The organism is Ruminococcus sp. 1001713B170207_170306_F1 (assembly GCF_015668065.1).
Classification (GTDB): domain Bacteria; phylum Bacillota; class Clostridia; order Lachnospirales; family Lachnospiraceae; genus Blautia_A; species Blautia_A faecis.
This window is the reverse complement of sequence record NZ_JADPEX010000001.1, coordinates 339074-354907: the sequence shown is the minus strand read 5'-3', so window position 1 is coordinate 354907 and position 15834 is coordinate 339074. Positions and strand designations below refer to the sequence as shown.

Genomic DNA, 15834 nt, shown 5'->3' with positions numbered 1-15834 from the left:
ATTAATAATTGAGGGAGGAACGGATTATCGGACGGATTAAAAAGAAAGGAGTTTATTTGAATGACAGGATTTAAGATGAAAGTAACACCGGAAATAGAGAACCTGACAGAGGTTTGCAAGGAGCATTCCAGCCTGGATCTGTCTCTTTATCAGAAATACGATGTAAAGCGAGGGCTTCGCGATATCAATGGTAAGGGCGTCCTGGCGGGTCTGACGCAGATTTCCAATGTATGCGCCACGAAGGTGGTTGACGGCAAGGAAGTGCCCTGTGCGGGCAGTCTTTCCTACAGGGGATATGACATCAAGGAGTTGACCAGGGGATTTATTGAAGATGACAGATATGGCTTCGAAGAAACTACCTATCTTTTACTGTTCGGCAAGCTTCCGAATGGGGAGGAACTGGAGGATTTCACCAAGCTTCTGGCGAACCAGCGCTCCCTTCCTACGAATTTCGTAAGGGACGTTATCATGAAAGCACCGTCCAAGGACATTATGAATGCCCTGTCCAGAAGTGTGCTTACACTTTATTGCTATGACAAGGAGCCGGATGATATTTCCCTTCCGAATGTACTGAGACAGTGCCTGAATCTGATCAGTGTATTTCCTCTTTTATCTGTTTATGGATATCAGGCTTACAATCACTATGTATGCGGCAAGAGCCTTTATATTCACAATCCGAAGAAAGAACTTTCCACAGCGGAGAATATCCTCCGTATGCTTCGCCCGGATAAGAAATATTCTCATCTGGAGGCGAAGATCCTGGATCTTGCCCTGATCCTTCATATGGAGCACGGCGGTGGTAATAACTCTACATTTACTACACACGTTGTTTCCTCATCCGGAACAGACACCTATTCTGCAATCGCAGCAGCTCTCGGTTCTCTGAAAGGTCCGAAGCACGGTGGTGCCAATATTAAGGTTGTAAGTATGTTCCAGGATTTGAAGAAGAATGTGAAGGATATTTCTGACGAAAAGGAAGTAAGAGAGTATCTGAAGAAACTGCTTCACAAAGAAGCTTTTGATAAGAGAGGTCTTATTTATGGTATGGGACACGCGATCTATTCGGTATCGGATCCCCGTGCCCAGGTACTGAAAGGCTTTGTTGAGACTCTGGCCAGAGAAAAAGGCCGTATGAAAGAATACAATCTCTACGCGATGGTAGAGCAAATGGCTCCGGAGGTTATCGCCGAGGAGCGCCATATTTACAAGGGTGTCAGCGCAAACGTGGATTTTTACAGCGGTTTTGTTTACAGCATGTTGGATCTGCCTCTTGAGCTGTATACACCGATTTTTGCAGTGGCACGTATTGTGGGCTGGAGCGCCCACCGAATGGAAGAACTGATCAATACAGACAAAATCATCCGTCCGGCTTACAAGAACGTTCTGGCTCCGGCTGTATACGTACCGCTTAAGGAGCGTGAATAAGAATGACAGTGAAGCATCAGTCTTCCCTGGTCCTGGAGGGCGGGGGAAGCAGGGGAGTATTTACAGCAGGGGTTCTGGATTATCTTATGGAAAAAGAGGTGAAATTCCCATATGTGGTGGGTGTTTCCGCTGGTTCCTGCAATGCTCTTGATTATGTATCCTGGCAGCCTGGAAGGACCAGAGACTGCATGATCATAGAGGATAAGGCAAACAGCTATATTGCTACTAAGGAAGCTCTTAAGAAGCATGAGCTTTTTGACATGGATATGCTGTTTGACAAATATCCAAATGAATTGTTTCCGTTTGATTTTGATACTTTTTTTCAGTCAGATACGGAGTGTGAGCTGGTAGTGACCAACTGCCAGACTGGTGATGCGGAATATATGACTGAGAAGCATGACAGACGTCGCCTGATGGATATTGGAAGGGCTTCTTCCAGTATTCCCGTTGTAAGTCCCATGGTAGAGATTGACGGTGTTCCTTATCTGGATGGCGGCATTGCAGATTCGATTCCCCTGATCCATGCCATGGAGAAGGGATATCGAAAGAACGTGGTGATCCTTACCCGAAATATGGGTTACCGCAAGAAGAAACCGGGAAAGAGCACTCCGCTTTATGTGGCTGCATTTCGGCATTATCCGGAATTTTTGAACACTTTATATAATCGTTACCGCAGCTACAACCGGACTTTGGAGCTTCTGGAAAAATGGGAGAGGGAAGGACATATTTTTGTCATCCGCCCGGAAATTCCCACTGTGGGGCGTGCGGAGGCGAACAAAGAGAAGCTGATGGCGTTTTATCAGCATGGTTATGATGTGATGAAAGACCATTATGAGGAACTGCAGGCGTACCTAAGCAGGTGACGGGATCCTGACAGAACCTCTTGGAAAACAGGCGCGAGGTCATGTGAATACATGATTTCTGTGCATTGCAAAGCGCGTTGCCGGAGTCTGTTTGAAAAATCATTCCCGCAATCTGTATTACCATAGAAAATAAAAGAATTAAAGGATGTAACAGAATGTTTGAACGCTTTTTTCCAGATAAATATCTGGATTCAGCATATGTAGTCAACTATGAAAAACTATACCAGGAGGGATACAGGGGGATTTTGTTTGATATCGACAATACCCTGGTTCCTCATGGGGCACCGGCAGATCCGGAAGCTGTCCGGCTTTTTCAGCAGCTTCGCGACATTGGCTTTTCCTGCTGTCTGGTGTCAAACAACAGGAAAAAAAGGGTAGAACCATTTGCCGCTTCAGTAGGCGCTCAGTTCATTGAAATGGCTGCCAAGCCGTCCAGAAAAGGCTATGAAAGGGCCATGGAGAGACTTGGAACGAACACAGGGAATACGGTCTTTATCGGAGACCAGCTTTTTACCGATATATGGGGGGCTAAGAATGCTGGCCTTCGTAATATTCTGGTAAAGCCGATCAATCCCAAGGAAGAGATCCAGATCGTGCTGAAGCGCTATCTGGAGAAAATTGTATTACATTTTTATACCAAGGAGGAGAAGAATTCATGAACCATATTGTGGTGATCGGATTTATGGGTTCTGGCAAGACAAGAGTGGGGAAACGTCTGTCCAGTGACCTGGGACTGACATTTGTGGATGTGGACAAGGTGATCGTTAAGAAGATGAACATGTCCGTAAAGGAGATTTTACAGAAATTTGGAGAGCCATATTACCGTGCTCTGGAAACTATGACTGTGAAAGCTCTGATTGAAGATAAAGAAAGAAAAGTGATTTCTCTTGGCGCAGGTCTTCCGGTTCAGGAGCAGAATGAGCAGTATATTAAGCAGCTGGGTACAGTTGTTTACCTGAAGGGGTCTGCTGAGACTCTCCGCAAGAGGCTTGAGGGAAATAGCAATCCTCTTCTGGAAGGCGAAAATCAGGATGAAAAGATCAAAAAGCTTCTGAAACAGCGTGATCCGATTTATCATAAATTTGCAGATATTGAAGTTGTGACAGGAGTGAAGCCTTTTGAGGAGCTGATCAAGGAAATTGAAGGACAGCTTCCGTAAATACAAAAGTATTTTGCCATAATATATGGGAAAAACAGGAAAATTTGGCTGCATATGAAAAAAAGTAGTTGAAAAAATGGTACATATATAATAAAATATTTCTAGTCATAAGCACTATAAGGAGGAAAAATTAATTATGATTTCAGCAGGTGATTTCAGAAACGGTGTCACAGTAGAAATTGATGGCAACGTTTGTCAGATCGTAGAATTCCAGCACGTTAAACCGGGTAAGGGAGCTGCTTTCGTTAGAACCAAATACAAAAATATTATTACAGGATCCGTGTTAGAGAAATCTTTCCGTCCTACAGAGAAATTCCCTACAGCACGTATCGAGCGTGTTGATATGCAGTATCTCTACAGCGATGGCGGATTATATTACTTCATGAACGTAGAGACATTTGACCAGGTTGGTCTTACAGAAGAGCAGGTTGGCGATTCTCTTAAATTTGTAAAAGAGAATGAGATGGTTAAGATCTGTTCTCACAATGGCAATGTATTCGCTATTGAGCCTCCGTTATTCGTTGAGCTTGTAGTTACAGAGACAGAGCCAGGATTCGCTGGTAATACAGCTCAGGGTGCTACCAAACCGGCTATCGTTGAGACAGGAGCACAGGTAATGGTTCCGCTGTTCGTTAACCAGGGCGACAAGCTGAAAATCGACACCAGAACAGGCGAGTACCTGTCACGAGTATAAATAAATAACTGCGGAGCAGTTATTTATTTATGAGCAAGTAGCGGATGCGGATTGCGAATATCCGCTAGAATAACTGCGGAACAGTTATTTATTTATGAGCAAGTAGCGGAAGCGGATTGCGAATATCCGTTCTAAATCGCATAAGCTGTTTATTTATGTGCCATCGGCGTATGCCGGTGGCACATTTTGTTAATTTCAGACACATTTTATAAATTATTGTATACCAAAAATAAGGAGGAGCACAAATGGAATATACAACACTTGGAAAAACTGGTCTTAAGATTTCCCGTATGGGATTTGGCGGAATCCCCATCCAGAGAATTGACGCGGAAGGTACTAAGAAATTAATGCAGCAGCTGGCAGAAGAGGGGGTAAATTATATCGATACAGCCAGAGGCTACACGGTCAGCGAGGAGTATCTTGGTTATGCCCTTGAAGGAATTCGTGACAAATTTGTGATTGCCACCAAGAGTATGGCAAGAACCAGAGAAGCCATGGCAGCAGACATTGAGAAGAGCCTTGGCAATCTTCGAACCAATCACATTGACCTGTATCAGGTACATAACCCAAGCATGGAACAGCTGGACACTGTTATAGGTGAGGGCGGTGCCTTGGAGGCTTTATTGGAGGCGAAAGCAGCCGGTAAAATTGGTCATATCGGTCTGACTGCACATTCTACAGCTGTTTTTGAGCGCGCACTGAATCTGGACTGGGTGGAGACAATTATGTTTCCATATAATATCGTAGAAAACCAGGGCGACGAGCTGATCCGCAAATGTCAGGAGAAAAATGTGGGCTTTATTGCCATGAAGCCATTAGCAGGTGGTGCAATTGAGAATGGCAGTCTTGCACTTCGTTATGTCTGTTCTAACCAGGCTGTTACTGTGGTAATCCCGGGAATGGCAGAAGTATCTGAACTGGAAGAGAACATTAAGGCATGCTCTGACACAGCACCTCTTACAGAGGCAGAGCTTGCAGAAATGGAACAGATCCGCCATCAGCTGGGCACCAATTTCTGCCGTCGCTGCAATTACTGTGCGCCATGTACGGTTGGAATCAGCATCCCAAGCGCATTCCTTTTCGCAGGATATCTGGAACGCTACAATCTGGCTGACTGGGCGAAAGACCGCTACGGCAGCATGGCAGTGAAAGCTTCTGCATGTGTGGGATGCGGCAAGTGCGAGACAAGATGCCCATATCATCTGCCAATCCGGGAAATGCTGAAGAAGGTTGCAGAAGAATTTGGAGAATAATAAAAACTGCCCTGTGCGTCTTCAATGGTTTTTCAGATAATTTTGCAAAAAAAAGAAAAAATGTATTGACTCTATAGTAACTATATAGTTTACTATAAAGAAGCCTTAAGAAAACCTTATAGCAACTACAAAGTTGCGGATAAGAAAAATAAGCGATACTGGCCACGGAGTGAACAGTATCGAATACACGAAAACAGGATCTGATCAAGGAGGATTATGATGAAAAAACTGGTGGTTATGGGATTAGCAATGGCAATGACAGCGGCTATGGTAAATGGTGTATGTACTCAGCCGGTACAGGCAGCTGATGGAGAAGGACTGAAGGTAGCACTTTTACTTTCCGGAGCAGCAAATGACCAGGGCTGGAATCAGACAGCATACGAAGGAACACAGAAAGCCTGTGAGAAATACGGATACGAGCTGGCTTACACAGAGAACCTGGAAGTTGCTGATATTTCCGCTGCTTTTGCTGACTATGCAAGTGCAGGTTATGATGTGGTAATCGGTCACGGATATGAGTTCGGTGATCCTGCACTGGAAGTTGCAGAGACCTACCCAGACACCAAATTCATCTGCACAGAGGCTGACGCTTCCGCTGACAACGTAGCTTCCTACGTTATGGCATGTGAGCAGACCGCTTATGTAGAAGGAATCATTGCTGCTTCTACTTCTGAGTCTGGTAAGCTTGGCGCCATTGGACCGATCCCTGGAGATTCCCTTGTAAAGATCATTAACGGATATGAAGACGGAGCGAAATCCGTAAATCCTGATATCGAAGTTCAGACAGCCTGGACAAACTCTTTTGTTGATACACAGCTTGCACAGGAAGCTGCAAAAGCTATGATCGACAATGGCGTAGACGTAATCAAGCATTGTGCAAATGCTTGCGGAAACGGTGCAATGACAGCAGCTGTTGAGGCTGGAATCTGGTGCCAGGGCGATTCTTACGATCAGAGCTCTTTAGCACCTGACAATATTCTTGATTCTGCAATTTACAATCTTGATGTTGTAATTGATACTGCCCTTGGCAGCGTTGCAGACGGAAGCTTTGAGGGAGATGTTTACAACCTTGGTATGGCAGATGGCGCAGTAGAAGTTCTCCTTTCCGACAATCTTTCCGATGATGTGAAAGCAACTGCACAGGATGCAATTGATAAGATCGTTTCCGGCGAGCTTGAAGTTGAGCGCGACTACACAATGAGACAGTAAGAAATCGGATTTGTAACCGCGGATTGAGATATCTGTTTTTATAAAAATGGCTCGCAATCTGAAATCCGGCAACTGATTGTTCAAAGACAAATGAAGCTGAAATGGAGGAAAGTTATCAATCAGTCAGTGGAGATAACCTTCCGAAGTTTCAGCTTTTTAAAACACTTTAATTATACGAGAAAAAGGAGAAAACCATGTCTCTTCTTCAAATGAAACATATCTGTAAATCATTTTCCGGCGTATATGCAAATGAGGATATCAACCTGACAGTAGAAAAAGGTGAGATCCATGCTCTCCTCGGTGAGAACGGAGCCGGAAAGACCACACTTGTTAATATTATATTTGGTCTGTACACTGCAGACAGCGGTGAAATTTTGTGGAAAGACAAGCCAGCGGATTTTGCCTCTCCAAGGGAAGCTATCGATGCAGGCATTGGAATGGTCCAGCAGCATTTTTCCCTGGTAAATAAAATGACAGTTCTGGATAACATTGTCCTGAATCTGAAGGACAACTCCTTTTTCCTGGACAGAGCTGCTGCAAAAAAGAAGCTGACTGATCTGGCAGAAAAATACGGACTCTACGTGAACCCGGATGCTGTGATCAGTGATCTGTCAGTGGGAGAACAGCAGCGCGTGGAAATCCTGAAAGCATTATACAGAAATGTAGAACTTCTGATTCTGGATGAGCCTACTGGCGTACTCACCCCTCAGGAAACCACACAGTTTTTCGATGTTCTCCGCAATCTGAAAAAAGAAGGCTATGGAATCATTATCATCACCCATCGTATGAGCGAGATTATGGCAATCAGTGACAAGGTTACCATTCTTCGGGATGGCAGACAGGTGGCAGATCTTGTGACTGCAGACACCAATCCGGAAGAGCTGTCTGCCTATATGATCGGACGAGAGCTGAATGATGACTATCATATAGAAGGTTCTCCCAAAAAAGATATTATGCTGGAATTGAAAAATGTGTCCAATCATCACAGAAAACACAGCCGTCATAAGCTTGAGAATATCAGCCTTACCATTCACAAAGGGGAAATCCTTGGAATTGCCGGTGTGGAAGGAAACGGACAAAAAGAGCTTGCAGAGGTGATCACCGGAATTCAGAAAACCGGTGAGGGCGAAATTCTTCTGGACGGACAGAATCTGGCAGGAATCAATATCCGCGGACGTTATGAAGCAGGTGTTTCCTATATTTCAGAGGACAGATTGTCAGACAGTCTGATCACCGGAATGAACATTTCAGAAAACCTTGTTCTCCGGGAATATGGGAAGCCTCCATTTGCAAACCATTCTATTATAAACAAAGCAGCTATTCGTAAAAATGCAGCAGAAAAAATGAAACAATATCAGGTGCGCGCATCCGGAAAGTCGGGGATTGATACGCTTGTAAAGCTTTTGTCAGGTGGAAACCAGCAGAAGCTGATCATAGCCAGAGAGCTGAACGATCATGCAAAAGTGATCGTGGCAAGTCAGCCTACCAGAGGTCTTGACATCGGTGCTACAGAATTTGTCCGTCAGCAGCTTATAGATCAGAGAAATGCAGGAAAAGGTGTTATGCTGATATCCGCAGACCTGGAAGAAATTATGGCGTTAAGTGACAGGATCGCAGTGCTTTTTGGTGGAAAAATCGTGGGAATCCTGAATAGAGAAGAAGCTACTGTACAGAAAATCGGCCTTCTCATGGGCGGAATTTCAGAAGAGGAGGCAAGATAATGGAGAAGGAAAAAAGAACAAGAGGGATTACAGATGTACTTCTGATTCTTGTGATTACAATTCTGGCAGGTACGGTTTTGATCCTTGCATGCGGCGCAAGCCCGATGGAAGCATACGGTCTTTTCTTCCGTGGAATCTTTGGAACACCTGCAGGATTTGCAGAAATTTTTGTAAAAGCATGCCCGCTGATCCTTACAGGTCTTGGCTGCGCAGTAGCATATCGTACCGGCTTTTTCAACATTGGTGCAGAAGGACAGTTTTATGTAGGGGCAATGGCAACTACCATGGTAGCTCTGAACTGGACGGCTGTTCCGGGAATACCAAGAATTATCCTTTCCCTGGTAATCGGATTTCTGGCAGGTGGCGTGTGGGCGCTGATTGCAGCAGTGTGCAAAGCGAAATTCAATATTTCCGAAATTATTGTCACTATTATGCTGAATTATATTGCAATTAATTTTCTTGGCTATGCAGTCCGTTCTTTTTTGATGGACCCGGAAGGAAATGTTCCGCAGTCTGCGAAAATTGACAAAGCCGTACAGCTTGGAACCCTGATCCGGGCAACCCGTTTTCATGCAGGTATTCTGATCGCAATCATCTGTGTACTTGTAGTATGGTTTTTCCTGGAAAAAACAACTATGGGATACGAATTGAAGGCAGTTGGACTGAACAAACGTGGAAGCACCTGCAACGGTATTTCTGTTATGAAAAATATTGTGCTTTCTGCCTTTTTAAGCGGCGGACTTTCTGCAGTGGCAGGTGGAATCGAGGTTCTTGCCATTCAGAAAAAGCTTCTGGAGGGAATCTCCTCAAACTGTGGCTATACGGCTGTTTTGATCGCACTTGTGGCATTTAACAACCCTATTGGCGTATTCTTCGTGGCAGTGCTTTATGCAGCAATGCAGGTAGGTGCAAGCTCCATGCAAAGACAGCTTGGAGTACCGTCTGCAATCGTTAATATTTTGATCGGTCTGGTTGTTGTTTTGATCCTGGGAAGAGAACTGTTCCATTTCAAAAAGAGACAGGCAAAAGTTGGAAAAGGAGGAAATGCGTAATGCTTCAGCAGATTTTCAGTTTAAGCTTTATGACGGCTTTTCTGGCCGCAGCAGTTCGTCTGGCAGTGCCGCTTATGTATGGCGGAATTGGTGAGACCATTGCGGAAAAATCCGGTATTCTGAATATCGGAATGGAAGGTGTTATGCTCAGCGGTGCATTCTTTTCCTTTGCAGGTGCCTGGTATTCCGGCAATCTGTTTGTGGGACTTCTGTGCGGTATGGCAGGAGGACTTATAGTCAGTCTGCTTCATGGACTTCTTTCCATTACGCTGATCCAGAACCAGTCTGTTTCTGGTCTTGCCATCAACATGCTTATGCTTGGCGTCACCAGCTTTTTATTTAAATTAATGTCAAATGGACAGGGGTATCAGCAGATCGAGACCTTCCCAAACATTGCCATTCCAGGATTGTCAAAGATTCCGCTGATCGGAGATGCATTTTTTAACTGCGATTTTCTGACCTATATCCTTTATGTACTCCTGATCCTGACCTGGATTTTTTACAAAAAAACCAATCTGGGGCTGTCTTTTATGGCAGTGGGAGAGCACCCGCGTGCAGCAGAATCCGCCGGCATCCAGGTGAAAAAATACCGCTGGATCGTGATGGTGTTCAACGGAATCCTAGGAGGAATCGGCGGTGCATATCTGGTACTGGTACAGCTTGGCGTTTTTACGGAAAATATGATTTCCGGCCGTGGCTATATTGCTCTTGCAACTGTTATTCTTGGACGATATACACCTTTTGGAATGTTTGGAGCAGCTCTTTTGTTCGGAGCAGCCAATGCCCTGCAGATTCGTCTCCAGACCATAGGTGTATCCATCTCCCCGTTCCTTCTGGCAATTTTGCCATATGCGCTGACCCTTATTGCAATGCTTGGGGCTGCCGGAAAGAACAGTGAACCAGAAGCTCTTGCTAAGCCTTATGTAAAAGGCTCAAGATAGGAGTATATATGGCAAATAAAGAGTATCTGAATGTAAACGAGCTGGCGACCTTATTCGGATTGAACGTGCAGACCCTGCATTATTATGACAAGATCGGAATTCTGAAGCCCAGTTACAGAGACCCGAAAAACGGATATCGGAAATATCGTTTTGATCAGACTTATAAGCTTGCCTCCATCCGCTATATGCGAAAACTGGGCTATTCCATTGAGGCAGTCCGGGATTTTCAGGACACGAAAAGCCCTGATGAGGCGCTTAAAAGACTGAAGGAGCGTTCCGCGGCCATTCATGCCCAGTGGGAAGAGATGATGCGGATCGACCATGCGATTTTGCGAAAAATACAGTTTATTGAAGATTCGAAAGCAGGAATTGATTACGAAAATATCCAGGTGGTGAAATATCCAGAGCGAAAATATATTCCCATCGGAGCAGAAGAGGAGCTTTATGCAGGCGAATCCTTCTACTTTTATCCAACCATTGTATTTTATGGGGAAAATAGCAAGGAATTTGGAGCGCTTCTTACAGATGCCGTTCCAGAGGAAAATGCGGAGATACGCACGATTCCTGCAGGAACCTATGTTGTGGGGTATCACAAAGGGGCATATGAAGAGATTCAGGACAGCTTTAAAAGGATAAAGGAATGGGGACGGAATCTGAATCTGGAGGATACCATTCTGGCGCTGAATATCATCGACCAGTTTGTGGAACAGGATAATGATAATTATTCTACCAGGATCGAGGTCAGGATTGCAGATACAAAATAGAGGAAAAGCGATGCGAGAAAGAGAAAAAATGCAATGATTAAGAATGTGAGGGACAAAAAATGGCAGTAAAGATTTACCACGGAGATATTTTGTTTACACCGTCAGCAGACAGGTTAGAGATTCACGAAAACAGTTATATAATTGTAGAAGATGGAGTGGTTTCACAGATCTGTGAAAAGATTCCGGAGCAGTATCAGGGCGCAGAGGTTATAGATTACGGTGATAAGCTGATCATTCCGGCTTTTTCTGATCTTCATGTACACGGAGCACAGTATGTACAGCGCGGAATCGGTATGGACTGTCTGCTTTCCGACTGGCTGAATCATTATACATTTCCGCAGGAATCCCGTTTCCAGAATATGGAGTATGCAAAAAACTGCTACGATGCATTTGTAGATGATATGCTCCGCCATGGTACCTTCCATGCCAATGTTTTTGCAACCATTCACCGTGAGGCCACAAACTATCTCTTTGATAAAATGGAAGAGAAAGGCATGTATGGTTATGTGGGAAAGGTGAACATGGACTGCAATTCTCCGGAATTTCTCACCGAGACCACAGAGGATTCCCTGAAGGAAACAGAGAAGTATCTGGCAGAACATGAGGGCAGCAAAAAGGTGAAAACCATTCTGGCTCCCCGTTTTGCCCCGACCTGCAGCAAGCCGCTGATCGATGGTCTTGGCAAGCTGGCAGCAAAATATCATTGTGGTGTGCACACTCATCTGGTAGAGTCTCTGTGGGAGGCACAGGAAGCTCTGAATCTGTTTCCGGGCTATAGTTCTGACGCAGAAATTTATGAGCGCGCAGGTCTGATGGATCACGGTCCGTCTATTTTCGCCCATGTTATTTTCCCAACTGAGGAAGATAAGCGGATTCTGAAAAAACATGGAAGCTTTTCTGTTCACTGCCCGGATGCCACTGTGAATATTATTGCAGGAATTATGCCGCTGCAGCATATGGAGGCTGAGGGACTGAAAATTGCCATGGGAACTGACATTGCCGGTGGCCATGGAATCGGCATCTACCGCCAGGTTGCAAGAGCCGTGCAGTTATCCAAGCTGAAAGAATTCTACGAGCCACAGGAGAGTAAGACCATTACTATTACACAGGCATTCTACCATGCAACCAAAGAGTCTGGAAGTGTATTCGGTAAGGTTGGTTCTTTCGAAAAAGGGTATGCGTTTAATGCTCTTGTGATTGATAATATGGAAGATCCATGGACAAAAATGACGGCAGAGGAGAAACTGGAGCGTTTCTGCTACATCGGAGATGACCGGAATATTAAGGCCAGATATATTGATGGGGAATTACTGGTCACGGAGTGAACAGTAACGAGGGGGAGATGGTGTAAAAAGTTCAGTCACCATCTTGACAGCTGTGCACAAAATGCATATAATAATATCCTAGCGAAAGCACAATTACACAAACTTCGTCTGCGCACCAGCAATACCTATTATATACGATTAGGGCTTGTACTGGTTTCGACGGGGGTTTTGAAGTTGTGGAAGCCATCCGCAGTCTCCCGAACTGCGTAATAACGGGAAATTCTAAATATAAACGCTGACGATCAGTTAGTAATGGCAGCCTAAGTGCTGCCCGTCAGTCCTGTTGCACTCACACTTCAGGAGTCTGGCGTCGACCTTGTGAGAAACCTTGCCGGGTAAGCTTTGCCCCGGTAGATGTATCATGAAGCTACTGAAGCAGTAAGCCTGTCGGTGGGCGTGCTGTGGAGGGAATGTTAATACAGCGACTGTGATGGGAGATGCCGCAAGGGATAGACTTTCGGACGCGGGTTCAATTCCCGCCAGGTCCACTGAAAAGAATGGGGTGAACATTAGAGAAAAACTTTCTAATGTTTACCTTATTTTTTTGACAGAATTGTGTCAAATAGCGATAAAATTCGGTCTTTTTCGAGATTACCTTGACAAAGAGAACTGAAAAGGGTATCATTCCAATAAATGGATACATTTAGTATATTCATAATACAATCCAGGAGAAACATATGGAGAAAGACACGAAAGAAAATCAAAAATGTCCGTAAAGGTTCTGAAGACTAACGACACCTGGTATGGAATGACCTATCACGAAGATGTCGCAGCCGTAAAGGATAGCTTCAAAAAGATGTTGGAGAACGGTGTGTACAAGGCTGACCTGTTCAGTGATCTGTAAACGACGATGAAAGAAACGATTGATTTACTTGGAAAGATCATCACAAACATCTTGACTGCTCTGTATGAGCCATTCGGATTTTCACTCCTGCTTTCCTTCCTCGCCATGTTTTTCTATCTTTATGCTTATGAGCCAATACATGCAGGCAAAGGCTGGAAGAATGCCATAGTGACCTGGTATCAGAAGTTCAAAGAGAGCGTGTTCTTCAGAAAACTATTCTTCTTGGCCTTTGTGACTTCACTTATTCTGTTCCGAACCTTGTTAAACCGTCAGCTGTGGATGAATCCTTTATCCGATGTCATGGGTGGCTGGGGCATCTGGGAGACAGTGAACGGCGAACAGAAGCTGACAACCGAGTGCATCGAGAACGTGATCATGATGGTGCCGTTTTCAGCTATAGTGATGTGGACGTTCGGAAAGAAGATAGGAAACAGTTGGAAGAAGATACTGTGGTATAGCGGGAAGATAGCATTTATCTTTTCAATAAGCATTGAGATGCTACAATTATTGCTTCGCTTGGGTACATTTCAGCTATCAGACATCTTCTATAACACAGTCGGCGGAGTGCTAGGCGGATTGATGTATTGTGCGGTGATGAAGGCGAGAAAACGTCTGTAAAAAGGGTTGAAATTGTGATATACTGGGAGCGGTAGCTCCCTACGCTGCTCGTAATAATCACACACCTCTTCGTGGTGAGCAGCAGACAACGATTTTATGATCGGCGAAGATGTGATGAAAATGGAAAGGGAGACGGCGATGTATTTCAAATACAAAGATTTGGCTGAATTTGAGAAAGTGTACAATGATCCTGTGGCAATGCGGGAAATTACTGGCGCAGATTGTTCTTGTGGTGCACGCCGTGAAATGAAATTAGAAACGGTAACTGTTGATATTGGAAATTATCATATAGAAGTTGTTGATTGTCCCATAATGGGGTGCAACAATTGTGGAAGAAAATGCTTATGCCCAGATATTCCGCAAGAATTGTATAGAGCATATTTTCAACTGGAAAAAAGAAATCAGAATGCATGTCGAATCACGATGAAAGGTGATCACCGTTTTGAGTGGGCGGAAGATGCAGACTATAAATATGATTCACGAGATTTGAGTATTCCTGGATTGGGCATTGACCTTGATCCAACTCATCCAGAAGGCTTTTCCTGTCCTGTCTTTTTTGACAGAAAGGTTTTGGGCATATTTTATAATGATAGTGACTATGAACTGGATTTCTTTTCGGAAAGCTATGGAACCATAGCGGAAAAAGGAACTGGTGGGTATCAGTACGAGTGGAATGTTCCATTTGGAATTAATAAAAATGATAAGGTGATTCTATTCCTTGGAGATTTGGACGAAATTGACAAGGATGACAGAGCAGTATTATGGTTGAAATCATATAATATTCCATCAGACCATTGTATTGTTGATACGGAGTTATATCAGGCACAATTAAACTGTGTATTTAGTGAACCAATTATTGAAAAAAGAATTATATCCCTTAGAAATCTATTTTACCAAAGAGTAAAAAATATATATGGGATAGATTTATTCCATTTGGAAAATGAATGTGAGTCATCGGCAAATCGAATCCGAAAGCCGCTTAACTATTCTGAAAGTGAACTTCGTGAAAACATGATATTGTTAGATGGTTTGTTAAACGAGGGTATTAGTGGAGATGGATTGAGATCACTATATAAAAAGTTGAACGGAACATTACCGAATAATTCAACACAGACAAGAAAACTTTTACAGGGAATTATTGCTTGTGTTGAGGATGAAGAAAAAGCAAAAAAAATTATAGGCCCGTTGTACTCACTGAATGATTTAAGAATTTGCTTTGCGCATTTGCTACCGCAAGAAAATATTGAGCAGAGAAAGCAGAATATATTAAGCACATTTGGATTGACTGATTTTCAAGATTATCGACGGCTTTATGATACCGCATTAGAGCGATTATATGAACTATATAAATACTTAAATGTTATGGAATTGCCAGCGGCTCAACAGTAATATTGTATCCGTTATTCCACATAGTTCTATACTTAAACTATTAAAAAGGAAAGAGGTTATCACCTATGCCCAGAACAAAAGGCAGCAAAAACCGTCCCAAAACTACCCATACCGACTATGCATCTCAGATCGCGGAGAAGCAGGAATCTATCACTTCTCTGACTGCTGAGATTTCATCCATCATCGCCAACATTGACACTTTGAAGGCTGATCTGAAAGAGAAGAAGTCTGCTCTGAAGAAGGCCAAAAAAGAAGTGGCAATGCTAGAAGCGAAGAAGGCAAAGGCAGATGCTAAAGCAGCTGAAGAAGCTAAGAAGACCGAAGCGGAGGCTGTGCTGAAGAAGCTGCTGGCAAGCGGTATGAGTGTGGACGAGATCCTCGAAAAACTGAAATAAGATCGGCCGTGTGGACAAACTGAACTCCAGGAGTTCACAGGGTATTTTTGTGAACTTCCGAAAAATCTCCCCTAAACAAATTTTAGGGCTAATAAGGAATAAAAAAATATTGAAAATCCGGCATTTGCAGGCGATTTTGCTTGCAATCGACCGGATTTTATGGTTGTGAACTTCCATAATAA

Annotated in this window: 16 protein-coding genes and 1 other RNA gene; all 17 read left to right on the top strand. The window is 43.9% G+C overall.

Translation table 11 applies throughout. From position 1 onward, the window contains the following. Positions 1–60: 60 nt before the first annotated feature. The 17 genes from I4V84_RS01585 (at position 61) to I4V84_RS01505 (ending at position 15652) form a co-directional block, all read left to right on the top strand. Positions 61–1425: a citrate/2-methylcitrate synthase gene (locus I4V84_RS01585; RefSeq protein WP_195991104.1), complete on the top strand. Its 1365-nt coding sequence runs from the start codon at positions 61–63 to the stop codon at positions 1423–1425. Between the two features lie 2 nt (positions 1426–1427). Next, positions 1428–2288 carry a patatin family protein gene (locus tag I4V84_RS01580; protein WP_148461851.1) on the top strand — a complete coding sequence of 287 codons (861 nt, stop codon included), beginning with the start codon at positions 1428–1430 and terminating at the stop codon, positions 2286–2288. Positions 2289–2443: 155 nt separating this feature from the next. Then, on the top strand, positions 2444–2947 hold the full coding sequence (locus tag I4V84_RS01575) for a YqeG family HAD IIIA-type phosphatase (protein ID WP_173770260.1): 504 nt from the start codon (positions 2444–2446) through the stop codon (positions 2945–2947). After that, positions 2944–3447 (top strand): shikimate kinase, encoded by a 504-nt coding sequence (locus tag I4V84_RS01570; RefSeq protein WP_148461849.1) that lies wholly within the window; start codon positions 2944–2946, stop codon positions 3445–3447. Before I4V84_RS01575 ends, I4V84_RS01570 begins: the two co-directional genes overlap by 4 nt. Before the next feature lie 136 nt (positions 3448–3583). After that, positions 3584–4141: an elongation factor P gene (gene efp / locus I4V84_RS01565; protein ID WP_118583940.1), complete on the top strand. Its 558-nt coding sequence runs from the start codon at positions 3584–3586 to the stop codon at positions 4139–4141. 245 nt (positions 4142–4386) lie between these two features. Next, positions 4387–5394, top strand: a complete 1008-nt coding sequence (locus I4V84_RS01560; RefSeq protein WP_173717105.1) for an aldo/keto reductase — start codon at positions 4387–4389, stop codon at positions 5392–5394. Positions 5395–5610: 216 nt separating this feature from the next. Next, positions 5611–6603: a BMP family protein gene (locus I4V84_RS01555; RefSeq protein ID WP_330602517.1), complete on the top strand. Its 993-nt coding sequence runs from the start codon at positions 5611–5613 to the stop codon at positions 6601–6603. Between the two features lie 209 nt (positions 6604–6812). Further along, positions 6813–8324, top strand: coding sequence for an ABC transporter ATP-binding protein (locus I4V84_RS01550; protein ID WP_331479196.1), 1512 nt, complete (start codon positions 6813–6815; stop codon positions 8322–8324). Next, on the top strand, positions 8324–9376 hold the full coding sequence (locus tag I4V84_RS01545; RefSeq protein WP_187566159.1) for an ABC transporter permease: 1053 nt from the start codon (positions 8324–8326) through the stop codon (positions 9374–9376). The genes I4V84_RS01550 and I4V84_RS01545 overlap by 1 nt, the downstream gene beginning before the upstream one ends. Next, on the top strand, positions 9376–10317 hold the full coding sequence (locus I4V84_RS01540; RefSeq protein ID WP_173719435.1) for an ABC transporter permease: 942 nt from the start codon (positions 9376–9378) through the stop codon (positions 10315–10317). Before I4V84_RS01545 ends, I4V84_RS01540 begins: the two co-directional genes overlap by 1 nt. An 8-nt stretch (positions 10318–10325) precedes the next feature. Further along, positions 10326–11081, top strand: coding sequence for a MerR family transcriptional regulator (locus I4V84_RS01535; protein WP_148461844.1), 756 nt, complete (start codon positions 10326–10328; stop codon positions 11079–11081). Between the two features lie 59 nt (positions 11082–11140). Next, the gene (locus I4V84_RS01530) at positions 11141–12406 is read left to right on the top strand and encodes an amidohydrolase family protein (RefSeq protein ID WP_195991103.1); all 1266 of its coding nucleotides are present in this window, start codon (positions 11141–11143) and stop codon (positions 12404–12406) included. A gap of 141 nt (positions 12407–12547) precedes the next feature. After that, positions 12548–12897: a transfer-messenger RNA gene (gene ssrA / locus I4V84_RS01525) on the top strand. 215 nt (positions 12898–13112) lie between these two features. After that, a complete protein-coding gene (locus I4V84_RS01520; RefSeq protein WP_226855393.1) occupies positions 13113–13250 on the top strand; it encodes a hypothetical protein in 138 nt (45 codons plus the stop codon). Between the two features lie 6 nt (positions 13251–13256). Then, positions 13257–13868, top strand: coding sequence for a VanZ family protein (locus I4V84_RS01515; RefSeq protein ID WP_118587503.1), 612 nt, complete (start codon positions 13257–13259; stop codon positions 13866–13868). Positions 13869–13964: 96 nt separating this feature from the next. Then, a complete protein-coding gene (locus tag I4V84_RS01510) occupies positions 13965–15257 on the top strand; it encodes a hypothetical protein (protein ID WP_195991102.1) in 1293 nt (430 codons plus the stop codon). Between the two features lie 65 nt (positions 15258–15322). Next, positions 15323–15652 (top strand): hypothetical protein, encoded by a 330-nt coding sequence (locus tag I4V84_RS01505; RefSeq protein ID WP_195991101.1) that lies wholly within the window; start codon positions 15323–15325, stop codon positions 15650–15652. Positions 15653–15834 lie beyond the last annotated feature (182 nt).

Excerpts from the sequence above, each read along its gene's own strand:
- I4V84_RS01555 (WP_330602517.1), top strand. The coding sequence starts at position 5,611 with ATGATGAAAAAACTGGTGGTTATGGGATTAGCAATGGCAATGACAGCG.
- I4V84_RS01515 (WP_118587503.1), top strand. The coding sequence starts at position 13,257 with ATGAAAGAAACGATTGATTTACTTGGAAAGATCATCACAAACATCTTG.
- I4V84_RS01580 (WP_148461851.1), top strand. The coding sequence starts at position 1,428 with ATGACAGTGAAGCATCAGTCTTCCCTGGTCCTGGAGGGCGGGGGAAGC.
- I4V84_RS01530 (WP_195991103.1), top strand. The coding sequence starts at position 11,141 with ATGGCAGTAAAGATTTACCACGGAGATATTTTGTTTACACCGTCAGCA.
- I4V84_RS01510 (WP_195991102.1), top strand. The coding sequence starts at position 13,965 with ATGATCGGCGAAGATGTGATGAAAATGGAAAGGGAGACGGCGATGTAT.
- I4V84_RS01545 (WP_187566159.1), top strand. The coding sequence starts at position 8,324 with ATGGAGAAGGAAAAAAGAACAAGAGGGATTACAGATGTACTTCTGATT.
- I4V84_RS01540 (WP_173719435.1), top strand. The coding sequence starts at position 9,376 with ATGCTTCAGCAGATTTTCAGTTTAAGCTTTATGACGGCTTTTCTGGCC.
- I4V84_RS01560 (WP_173717105.1), top strand. The coding sequence starts at position 4,387 with ATGGAATATACAACACTTGGAAAAACTGGTCTTAAGATTTCCCGTATG.
- I4V84_RS01505 (WP_195991101.1), top strand. The coding sequence starts at position 15,323 with ATGCCCAGAACAAAAGGCAGCAAAAACCGTCCCAAAACTACCCATACC.
- I4V84_RS01585 (WP_195991104.1), top strand. The coding sequence starts at position 61 with ATGACAGGATTTAAGATGAAAGTAACACCGGAAATAGAGAACCTGACA.
- I4V84_RS01520 (WP_226855393.1), top strand. The coding sequence starts at position 13,113 with ATGTCCGTAAAGGTTCTGAAGACTAACGACACCTGGTATGGAATGACC.
- efp (WP_118583940.1), top strand. The coding sequence starts at position 3,584 with ATGATTTCAGCAGGTGATTTCAGAAACGGTGTCACAGTAGAAATTGAT.
- I4V84_RS01575 (WP_173770260.1), top strand. The coding sequence starts at position 2,444 with ATGTTTGAACGCTTTTTTCCAGATAAATATCTGGATTCAGCATATGTA.
- I4V84_RS01535 (WP_148461844.1), top strand. The coding sequence starts at position 10,326 with ATGGCAAATAAAGAGTATCTGAATGTAAACGAGCTGGCGACCTTATTC.
- I4V84_RS01550 (WP_331479196.1), top strand. The coding sequence starts at position 6,813 with ATGAAACATATCTGTAAATCATTTTCCGGCGTATATGCAAATGAGGAT.
- I4V84_RS01570 (WP_148461849.1), top strand. The coding sequence starts at position 2,944 with ATGAACCATATTGTGGTGATCGGATTTATGGGTTCTGGCAAGACAAGA.